Raw genomic sequence first — 10,548 nt, forward strand, 5'->3', positions numbered from 1 at the left:
AGTGAGGTAAATAGGCGTTAGATCTTTTAAAAAAGTCTTAAGGAGATTACGGCCTATTCAAAAAATGATCAACTGAAAAAATGAATTAAAGATTAATTTATGATTAATTTTCATTCTATTTTTGAAATGAGAACTTAAGAAGTAAATATTAAAAATTTATGGGAGATTATTTTTATTTAATGTTGAGCTAAACAACGACTTCCCCAACCGATAAGCTCGCTTAAACTGTTCCTGCACCGAAAAATTATCACTCGCTTCAATGCGTCGGCGATTGAGCTGCACTTGCATGCCTTGCTCGTAATACTGGTCTAAGAGTTTTTCTAGTTCATCCAAATTATAAGGGGGCTTATCTTCACTGACTGATAGCGGAATGATCGACTGGAACTTAAGAAGTTTTTGGTTGTAGTCCAAAGCATCCCAAATATTTTTGGCTTTAGGGCTATTTGGATTAGTTAAATCATAAGGTGGTTGCCATTCGTTCTGTGGAGCGAGGCGATCCACTTGATTGAGCACACCGAGCAAAATCGGTTGGCGACGTGCACGTTGTTTGGGCGCATCTAGCCAAGCTTGCCATTGCTCTTTAAATTTCGTATCTAAAGCGCGAGCGGGCTGATTGGCTTTCAGTACCCAAAGCACCACATCGCTTTGCATCATTTGCTCAAGCAAATATTTATCATTTTCAGGTTGCCCATCCAAACCGGGCAGATCCACCAAATGCATGGCATCTACCTCATTGTCCAATTTGGCTTGATAGACTGTCGCGGTGCGTGTGGAGGGTAATTGATTCACTTCCGCGGCCATTGAGCCAATTAAGGCATTGATAATTGAAGATTTGCCAGCGCTTACTTGTCCAATTAAGCATACACGCAGTGGCTCAAGTGGTACGGCTAAGCGTTCTTGATCAGCTTTTAAAGTCTCACTCGCGCTTAATTCTTCATTGCTAACCTTGAAGCGGCCACTGTATAAATCAATTACGACACTCGCCACTTCTTGTAGCAGCGCTTGTTTAAGCTTGGCTTGGACTTCATCTTTTAGGCCAGTGAAAACATGATCTAAGAGTTGCCCACGTGCTTCGGCAATTAAACCGGCTGGTGTGAAGGCGCGAATGAAACGATAAATATTCCAGACATTTTGAAGTGTTTCCTGTTTATCCCGATGGTCGTAAACCATGCGCATCATCGACAGATTCAGCTTTTCCACCAAGGGCACATGCTGCATGATCAAAACCCGATACCGCCGACTCACTTCCTCAGTCATACGCAAGGCTTCGGGAATCGTAAAAGCTAATTCACGCCGTGAGCGAGTAGGGTGATACTGTGCGGCAGCTATTGAGGCTAGTTCTAAACTATAAGGCCGTAGCATAGACCAATCGGCATTGTCTGCGAGCTTATCTTCAAGGCTTTTATTTAAAATAGCCCAGACTTGCAGATCAAACGGCGTCCAGTTTTGTGAGGCTTTGACCCAAGTTTCACCACTTAAGTCCTTGGTATCAATGCCTTTTTTGACTTGGCGGCGCAGGAAAAATAGTGGTACGGCGGCTAAAAAAGTGAGGACAGTAATTAAGATTACCAATGCCAGCAAATAGCCTTCGCGATAAATCGACACTAGCCCAAAACCGAAAACTACTAGAATTGGAATGCCAACCAAGAGGGCTAAAAAGGGTGCAATGCGCTCAGACAAGCGCAGGAAACTACTGAGACTGGTCTGAGTTTGCCGCATCTTGCTCGTCTTTATCCTTGTTTAATTTAGGCAATAGCGCGCTCATGGCATCTTCATATAATCTCTGTAATTCGACTTGATCAACCGTTTCGCCTTGAGTGTGCTGGTAGAGATATTTACTTGCTGCACGCCCTAAAGCATAAGTGGTAGCGAAACTTATACTAGCGGCGGTTGCCGCTCCAAGCGTTTGCCCATACACTGGAATCAATTTGGCCAATTGGCGTAAACCTAAGCGCGCTGCATATTTAATTCCAAAACTTGCCCCTAAGGCAGCAGCTAATTCGCCTAATAGTTTTTTATCCCATTCCACTCCATATTGATTCGCGAGGCTATGTAGCATTTTGCCTTGAATACTGGGAACCGCAACTAAACCCACTGCTGGCAGTACGTCACTTGCAGCCGCTGCTCCGGCATACCACAGTACTTCCTTTTTCAAATGCGCGAAATTTTTCTCCTCTTGAGTTGCCTGTAATTGTTCATCATTGAATTGCGCCAAAATCGGCAGTAAATCCGCTAAAGCTTGTTTTAACTCAGAAACCCCTGATTGAGCAGGGTTATCCGCAATGAAATCAACTGCGACTTGATCAATTTGCCGGTCTAAGATTTTTTCAACTTGAGCTTGATTATAGGTAATTGCTTGTTGACGTTGAATCAAGTCGGGAATTTGTAGAATACCCGTATGCACCAGCAAATAATTTTTAATTTTGTTAGAAGCACGAATGTGTTTTAAAGCTTTAATGACATCATTTTGCTCAGGATCATCGGCCTTCATCACAATCAAGAGCGCATGGCTGCGGTCTTCGCAAGCCGCTATATCTTCACGTGCATCATAATCGGCTTCTGACAAACCACGAGTATCTAAAAAACGTAATAGAGGCTTATCTTGTGGATAATCATAAACATTGGCAGTTTTAGTGCAGGGCTGAAAGCCATTGCCAATATCTATCTTACTATCGCCAGTGAGTGTTTGAATCAAGGAGGATTTACCAGCACCGGTTTTGCCTAGTAACCACAAAATTGGTAAAGCTTGTGCTTGCTGAGCAAATACATGTTCCAGCTCTAGATTTTTGCTCGGATTCGCCCAAGCCGCGATGCGTTCAGACCAATTCATGCCCTAGCCTTATCGTTTGTATAGGGTCTAATGTAGGGGATAATCTGGGTAAAGCAAGTTGTCTGGATGAAGCCAGTAGCTATTTAATGCCTGATTTGCCACTGCAGCAGTGTTTAGCCTATCTATACTGGAGTTTTCACTAAGCAAGTTCATAGACCAGTTGTTGAGTTTGTATGCAACTGAGAAATCCATTGAATACAAGGCTTAGCTGTAATAATCTGCAGGCAACCCTTCCGCTGTATAAGTGCACTCGATACGATGCCAACCGTTATACGTTCTATCATTGGTCTACCTGATTGGCTGCGCGGTCTGCAAGCGGCTATCTATGATCAACAGCCTTGTGTGCTAGTTACTTTGGTGAAAGCACAAGGCTCTGTGCCACGTGAAGCGGGTGCGCGTATGTTAATGACTGCACGAGGTTGTTGCGGAACGATTGGTGGTGGCCGTTTAGAATGGCAAGCTAGCAAACGTGCTCGTAGTCTTTTGGCACAGCCAGAAGCGATTAGTAGTCTGGAAATTTTCGTTCTTGGATCTCAGTTGGATCAGTGTTGCGGTGGGGTAGCCAGTGTGCATTACGAGTATTTTCCACTAGCTAATGTAGTATGGTTTGAGACTTTACTAGAACGTTGGCAACAGGGGCTAAGTACCACCTTGCGCTCCTATCCGCAATTATGGCCGCATACAGGGCGAGGCAGAGATCTAGTTGAGGCCTCCTCTAAGCATGGCATTCAATTGCTGGAGCCAGTCGTGGGAGAGTTCTTGTTAATTGAAAGTTTCGTACCATCCTCAGCCCACCTAGTTATTTTCGGCGCAGGGCATGTGGCTCAAGCGCTAGTACAGATCTTATTGCCGTTAGATTGACATATTCACTGGGTAGATAATCGGGCTGAATTATTCCCTAATTTACTAGAGGGACAAGCTAGCCTCAGTTATTCAGTCATAGATCCTGCTGTGTTCGCTGTTGACCAAGTACCGCCCAATAGTTTTTGCTTAGTTATGACCCATGAGCACAGTCTTGATTTAGAGCTTTGTGCTGAATTATTAGTGCGCTCGGATTTAGCTTATGTGGGTTTGATTGGTTCAGCCACCAAAGCAGTGCGTTTTCGTAAGCGTTTGCTGGATCAAGGTATAAGCTCTGAGCAAGTTGCTAAATTAGTCTGTCCGATTGGTATCAGTGGTATTCAAGCCAAACAGCCCGCAGCGATTGCAATTAGTGTAGCGGCACAGTTATTGCAGTTGCGTGAAGAGAGCACAGCTGCTTCAGGAGAACATACATGAGTCTTATTGCTGCTCCACCGCGCTTAGAGCTGCGTGGCATTACTAAGCGTTATCCGTCAGTGGTGGCAAATCAAGATATTGATTTAGTCGTGCAGCCTAGTGAGATTCATGCACTCTTGGGTGAAAATGGTGCAGGCAAAAGCACCTTAATGAAGATTGTATATGGAGTAGTGAAACCCGATACAGGCAGTGTTTTTTGGAATGGACAAGCCGTGAAAATCCGCAGCCCTGCTCAGGCACGTGCTTTAGGCATTGGGATGGTATTCCAACATTTTTCACTGTTTGATACTTTAACGGTTGCCCAAAATATCGCTTTAGCACTGGATCAAAAACAGGATATGCAAGCACTTTCTGCACGCATTGTTGAAGTATCGAATCGTTATGGTTTACCGCTAGAGCCGGATCGTTTAGTGCATTTATTGTCGGTGGGTGAGCGGCAGCGTGTGGAAATTGTGCGTTGTCTATTGCAAGAGCCACAATTGCTGATTATGGATGAACCGACTTCAGTACTTACTCCACAGGCCGTCCGTAAATTATTTGAAACCTTGCGGCGCTTAGCTGCTGAAGGCTGCAGTATTCTCTATATCAGTCACAAATTAGATGAGATTCGTGAGCTCTGTCATACTGCTACGGTATTACGTGGGGGTAAGGTGACTGGTATGGCCAATCCGCAACTAGAAAGCTCCAAGAGCTTGGCAGAATTAATGATTGGCAAAGAACTACCAGCTTATCGGCGAGCGAGTACGCGGGCTTTGGGTGAGCCAAGCTTGGTTATCAATGATCTCAGCCGTGCGACTACGGATCCTTTTGGTACTTCCTTAAAACATGTTCAATTAAGCGTACATGCGGGAGAAATTGTGGGTATTGCAGGTGTTTCCGGCAATGGTCAGCAAGAACTTTTGTATGCTTTAAGTGGTGAGCAGCCGGGGCGACGTGAAGAGGTTTTAATAAAAGGACAGGAAGCCGGTCAACTAGATGCTGCAGAACGGCGTAGCTTAGGCTTACGTTTTGTGCCTGAGGAGCGTTTAGGGCGCGGTGCAGTGCCAGAAATGCCTTTAGAGTTGAATGCTTTACTGACCGGCTATGCGAATGGTTTGGCCCCAAAGGGTTGGATTCAATACGCTAAAATACGTGAATTTTCCAAGGCCTGTATTGAACGCTTTAATGTGAAGGCCGGTGGCCCACAAGCTGCTGCCAAAAGCTTATCCGGTGGCAATGTGCAGAAGTATATTGTTGGGCGCGAATTGATGCTTAATCCTCAAGTTCTCATTATTGCTCAGCCAACTTGGGGGGTAGATGTGGGCGCTGCTAGCTTTATCCGTCAGACTCTATTGGATTTAAGTCAGGCGGGTGTTGCAGTCTTGGTAATTTCTGAAGAGCTAGATGAGCTATTCGAAATTTGTGACCAGATTGCAGTGATTGAGGGTGGACAATTGTCACCAGCTAAACCAGTAGCTCAGACTAGTGTTGAAGAAATTGGTTTATTAATGGGTGGTACCCGCACTAGTCATGTTACTGAACAGAGGGTTGCCTAATGCTGCGCTTAGAACTACGTCCTGCACCTTCGCGTTTAATGATTTATCTTTCACCGCTATTGGCGATGGCTTTAATGCTGGTGGTGGGGATGATTGTTTTTACAATTTTAGGTCAACCTCCACTAAAAGCCTTTCATGCCTTCTTTGTTGAACCCATCAACGATTGGTACGGTTTTGGCGAGCTTCTTATTAAGTCTTCACCTTTAGCTTTAATTGCTTTGGGTTTAGCGGTTGGTTTCCGTGCGAATATTTGGAATATTGGTGCGGAAGGTCAATTGATCATGGGTGCAATTGCGGCAGGTGGTGTGGCCTTATGGCTGCATGAAACGACTAATGCTTGGATTTTATTACCCCTGATGTTTATTGCGGGAGCTTTAGGCGGTATGTTCTGGGCAAGTATTCCTGCTTTTTTACGCACGCGCTTTAATACCAGTGAAATTCTAGTCAGTTTAATGCTGGTGTATGTAGCGAATCTAATTTTGAGTTGGTTAATTCATGGCCCATGGCGTGATCCGGACGGCTATGGTTTTCCACAATCTAAGTTATTTGAAAGCTCAGCTATTCTGCCGATTATGATGGAGGGTACACGGGTTCATGCAGGGCTTTTTATTACCGTTTTAGCCCTAATCGCTGCTGGGATTTTCTTTCGTTGGAGCTTAACCGCGTTTCAAATGCGTGTGGCAGGTTTAGCACCGAAAGCGGCGCTATATGCAGGTTTTAAGCAGAAAAAAATGGTCTGGTTAGGTTTACTTGCAGGTGGTGCGGCGGCTGGCTTAGCCGGTACATCTGAAGTCGCAGGGCCTATTGGGCAGTTATTAATTCCAATTTCACCCGGTTATGGCTTTGCGGCGATTATTGTTGCTTTTGTGGGACGCTTACATCCAGTAGGGATTGTGCTCGCCAGTTTACTAATGGCTTTATTGTATTTAGGTGGTGAGTCTGCACAAATGCAATTGGCTTTGCCCGCAGCAGTGAGTGGTGTTTTTCAAGGCATGCTTTTATTTTTCTTGTTAGCCACCGATGTCTTAATTCAATTCAAATTACGCTGGGTATCAAAAGCTTCAGTAGGAGCTGCTTAATCATGGATATGAATACCTTGGTGTTAATCCTAGCAGCAACCGTAGCTGCCGCAGTGCCTTTAATTTTCGCTGCCTTGGGTGAATTAGTCGTAGAAAAATCCGGCGTGTTAAATCTGGGTGTCGAAGGCATGATGGTGGTGGGGGCTATATTTGCCTTTATGGCGGCTGCAGAAACCGGACAGTTGTGGTTGGCGATTCTAGTGGGAGCTGTAGCCGGTGCAGGGATGGCTGCGATTTTTGGCTTTATTACTTTGAGCTTGATGGCTAATCAAGTGGCGACAGGTTTGGCTTTAACTATTTTTGGTATTGGTTTAAGTGCCTTCATTGGGCAGGGTTACACCAGTGTGGCTTTAGATGGTTTAAAAGAAATTAGTATTCCAGTTTTGAGTAGTTTGCCAGTCGTGGGAAAATTGCTGTTTTCTTATAATATATTGGTTTATTTAGCCATTATCGCTTTTGTCGGGATTTGGTGGTTTTTATATAAAAGCCGCTCAGGTTTGATTTTGCGTGCGGTGGGGGAGTCACCTTCATCCGCGCATGCTTTGGGTTATCGAGTCATTCGGATTCGTTATTTAGCCGTTTTGTTTGGTGGTGCGATGGCGGGCATCGGTGGCGCGTATTTGTCGATTGCTTATACCCCGTTATGGGCGGAGGGGATGACGGCTGGACGCGGCTGGATCGCCTTGGCGTTAGTAGTGTTTGCGACTTGGCGACCCGGACGGGTATTGATTGGGGCTTTATTATTTGGGGGTGTCACGATTGCCCAATTCCATGTGCAAGGATTGGGTGTAGAAATTCCTTCGCAGTTTTTATCCATGTTGCCATATTTGGCGACGATTATTGTGTTAGTGCTGATCTCACGTGATGCTGGGGTCATTCGCTTAAATGCACCCGCGTCCTTGGGTCAGCCTTGGCATAATGAACTTCACTAAGACTTTGTGAGACTTTGGGAGCTTAAAATAGATGACTAAATATTCCTTAGCATTACGTTTTAAAACGTTGATGAGTAGTTTACTGTTGGCTAGCAGTATGGTGGTGGCAGGTAGTGTGTCTGCGGATGATCCTTTAAAAATTGGCTTTGTGCATGTTAGCCCCATTGGTGATGCGGGCTGGACTTATCAGCATGATCTAGGCCGCAAAGCCATTGAAGAAAAGTTTGGCGACAAGATTCAAGTCAAATATATCGAAAGTGTGCCGGAAGGAGCTGAAGCGGAGCGGGTGATTCGTGATCTTGCGTCAAGCGGCAATAAGCTGATTTTTGGCACTTCCTTTGGCTTTATGAATCCGATGGTGAAAGTGGCTAAAGCTTTTCCAGATACCTATTTTGAGCATGCGACTGGCTATAAAACGGAAGCCAATATGGGCAACTATAATGCGCGCTTTTACGAAGGCCGCTATTTGTCCGGTATTGTGGCAGGTTCAATGACTAAGTCGAATACCTTAGGTTATGTAGCTGCCTTTCCCATTCCTGAAGTCGTAATGGGCATTAATGCTTATATTCGGGGCGCACAAAGTGTCAATCCAAAAGCAGAAGTAAAAGTCGTTTGGATTAATGCTTGGTTTGACCCCGGCCGTGAGCGTGAAGCAACGGTGGCTTTAATTGACCAAGGTGCAGATATTATTACCCATCATACGGATTCAACCGCAGTTGTTTCAGCAGCAGAAGAAAAGGGTAAATACTCCATCGGCTATAATTCGGATATGTCTAAATATGGCCCTAAGTATCAATTAACCGCCGTAACTCATCATTGGGAACAGTTTTATATTGATCAAGTGCAACAAGCTTTAGATAAGACTTGGAAGCCGACAGCGATTTGGGGTGGTGTCAAAGAAGGCATGATTGGTTTATCCGCGTTGAATGCGGCAGTTCCTAAAGAAGTGGCAGATAAAGTCGAACAAGCTAAAGCCGATATGATCGCTGGCAAATTGCATCCATTTGCAGGCCCAGTGCTTGATCAAGATGGTAAAGAACGTGTCGCTGCGGGTAGCAATATCACTGACGAAGACTTATCCAAAATGGATTACTACGTGCAAGGTGTACAAGGTAAATTACCTAAATAAGTCAGCGCAAATGTTCTGGGCGGATAATTCCGCTCAGAATGTACAAAATTATATTTTTGCTTAATCCAGTTTGGGATTATTCAGTGATCTTGTCGGTGTCAGTACATAGGTGTTCGGTAAGTGCTTAGCCACGCTTAGCCAAAGGAGAACCATCCTTGGTTCAAGTTCTTCCTTAATAAAATGTCACACAGCCTCTACCTGATGACTCGCTTGAATACTTGCACTGTTATCGCTTTGTGCGCCATTAAAGAATAGATTTAAGAGTACTGCACTAAATGAAGTCAGCAGAATCCCTGATTCAATTAAGGGGTGAATGTTGTGTGGCAGCCATTGCTTAAAATTGGGTGCTACTAGCGGAATCATACCAATCCCAATTGAGATCGCGACTACTAAGGCATTATAGCGATTGGTTTTGAAATCTACAGTAGAGAGAATGCGAATCCCTGTGGCTGCGACCATCCCAAACATCACTAAACCGGCACCACCTAATACTATAGTCGGTAAAGACTCTACTAAAGCTGCCATTTTGGGTACTAAGCCCAGCGCAATAAGAATGAGGCCACCAGCAACGCACACATAACGGCTACGAATGCCCGTAACAGCGACTAAACCGACATTTTGCGAGAAACTGGTATAAGGAAATGTATTAAAAATCCCGCCTAATAAACTACCTACCCCATCGGTTCTTAACCCCCGCGAGAGTGCAGCTTGATCAATTTTTTTCTCAGTCATTTCCCCTAAGGCAAGAAACATACCCGTTGATTCAATCATCACTACGATCATAACTAGTGTCATGGTGAGAATCAGGATAGGATCAAAAATGGGCATGCCAAATTGGAAAGGAGTGACTAAAGCAAACCATGGGGCATTGCTCACTTTATCAAAATGCATTAGGCCAAGGGCTGCGGTTAAAACTCCACCGATAATAATCCCTAAAAGCACAGCGATATTTGCAAAGAAACCTTTCGCGAATTTAGTGATTAACAAGATGCTGATTAGCACCAAGGCTGCAATCCCGATATTTAAGACCGGTGCATATAGAGGGTTAGGAACGGAGGGGGCAAGCGCTAAACCTGTAGGGGCTGTACTGAGCGCTTTGGTTGTTTCTAGCCAAGCAGTGTGTTCAGGATTGATCACTAATGGAGCAGTAGGCCCCACGGGATTACCGAAAATCCAGTTAATCCCAATCCGCATCAAGCTAATGCCAATCAGGGTAATAATCGTACCTGTTACAACAGGTGGGAAAAAGCGCAGCATGCGACTGACTAAAGGGGCAAGTAAGATAGAAATAATCCCTGCACCAATCACCGCGCCAAAAATGTGCTGAGCACCCTCAATACCGGGTGTGGCCTTAGCGATGGCCAACATAGGTGCAACAGATGCAAAGGTCACACCCATCATCACGGGTAAACGAATGCCTAACCATTGCGTGACGCCAAAGGACTGAATCAAGGTCACTAAACCACACACAAATAAATCAGCAGAAATGAGCAGAGCAATTTGCTCCGGAGTAAGTTGTAGTGCCTTGCCAATAATCAACGGCACGGCAATTGCACCAGCATACATGACTAATACATGTTGCAAGCCCAAGGTTGCTAGCCGGTTAAAGGGAAGAATTTCGTCCACGGGATGAGTTAATTCAGACATAATGACACCTTCTGTCGTGAGCAAGTCAAAGTGGTAATGCAAGCACCGTGCCTATTTTCAAAAACTGGTCATGCACCAGAGGAGTTGAAGAGCCACTAAAGCGGTAGTAACTTAAGCG

At 44.9% G+C, this 10,548-nt stretch carries 9 protein-coding genes; 6 read left to right on the plus strand and 3 right to left on the minus strand.

Annotation, left to right across the window (positions count from 1 at the left end):
• Positions 1-156: 156 nt before the first annotated feature.
• Positions 157-1,719 (minus strand): dynamin family protein, encoded by a 1,563-nt coding sequence (locus Q0307_RS01320; RefSeq protein WP_298655326.1) that lies wholly within the window; start codon positions 1,717-1,719, stop codon positions 157-159.
• Positions 1,691-2,830, minus strand: a complete 1,140-nt coding sequence (locus Q0307_RS01325) for a GTPase (RefSeq protein ID WP_298655329.1) — start codon at positions 2,828-2,830, stop codon at positions 1,691-1,693. The genes Q0307_RS01320 and Q0307_RS01325 overlap by 29 nt, the downstream gene beginning before the upstream one ends.
• 258 nt (positions 2,831-3,088) lie before the next feature.
• On the opposite strand from Q0307_RS01325, the gene Q0307_RS01330 reads away from it, so the two are divergent.
• The 6 genes from Q0307_RS01330 to Q0307_RS01355 are packed head-to-tail and all read left to right on the plus strand — an operon-like array spanning position 3,089 to position 8,783.
• Positions 3,089-3,691 (plus strand): XdhC family protein, encoded by a 603-nt coding sequence (locus Q0307_RS01330; protein WP_298655332.1) that lies wholly within the window; start codon positions 3,089-3,091, stop codon positions 3,689-3,691.
• 3 nt (positions 3,692-3,694) lie between these two features.
• The gene (locus tag Q0307_RS01335; RefSeq protein ID WP_298655348.1) at positions 3,695-4,108 is read left to right on the plus strand and encodes an XdhC family protein; all 414 of its coding nucleotides are present in this window, start codon (positions 3,695-3,697) and stop codon (positions 4,106-4,108) included.
• The gene (locus Q0307_RS01340) at positions 4,105-5,643 is read left to right on the plus strand and encodes an ABC transporter ATP-binding protein (RefSeq protein ID WP_298655335.1); all 1,539 of its coding nucleotides are present in this window, start codon (positions 4,105-4,107) and stop codon (positions 5,641-5,643) included. The genes Q0307_RS01335 and Q0307_RS01340 overlap by 4 nt, the downstream gene beginning before the upstream one ends.
• Complete coding sequence (locus Q0307_RS01345) at positions 5,643-6,722, plus strand: ABC transporter permease (RefSeq protein ID WP_298655338.1); 1,080 nt, start codon at positions 5,643-5,645, stop codon at positions 6,720-6,722. Before Q0307_RS01340 ends, Q0307_RS01345 begins: the two co-directional genes overlap by 1 nt.
• A 2-nt stretch (positions 6,723-6,724) precedes the next feature.
• Positions 6,725-7,654: an ABC transporter permease gene (locus Q0307_RS01350; protein ID WP_298655340.1), complete on the plus strand. Its 930-nt coding sequence runs from the start codon at positions 6,725-6,727 to the stop codon at positions 7,652-7,654.
• Between the two features lie 31 nt (positions 7,655-7,685).
• The gene (locus Q0307_RS01355; RefSeq protein ID WP_298655342.1) at positions 7,686-8,783 is read left to right on the plus strand and encodes a BMP family ABC transporter substrate-binding protein; all 1,098 of its coding nucleotides are present in this window, start codon (positions 7,686-7,688) and stop codon (positions 8,781-8,783) included.
• A 183-nt stretch (positions 8,784-8,966) separates the two neighbouring features.
• On the opposite strand, the gene Q0307_RS01360 is transcribed toward Q0307_RS01355, so the two are convergent.
• Entirely contained in the window at positions 8,967-10,430 is a 1,464-nt protein-coding gene (locus Q0307_RS01360) for a nucleobase:cation symporter-2 family protein (protein ID WP_298655345.1), read from the minus strand.
• Between the last annotated feature and the right edge of the window lie 118 nt (positions 10,431-10,548).

The sequence above is a fragment of the uncultured Thiothrix sp. genome (assembly GCF_937873765.1).
Taxonomy (GTDB): domain Bacteria; phylum Pseudomonadota; class Gammaproteobacteria; order Thiotrichales; family Thiotrichaceae; genus Thiolinea.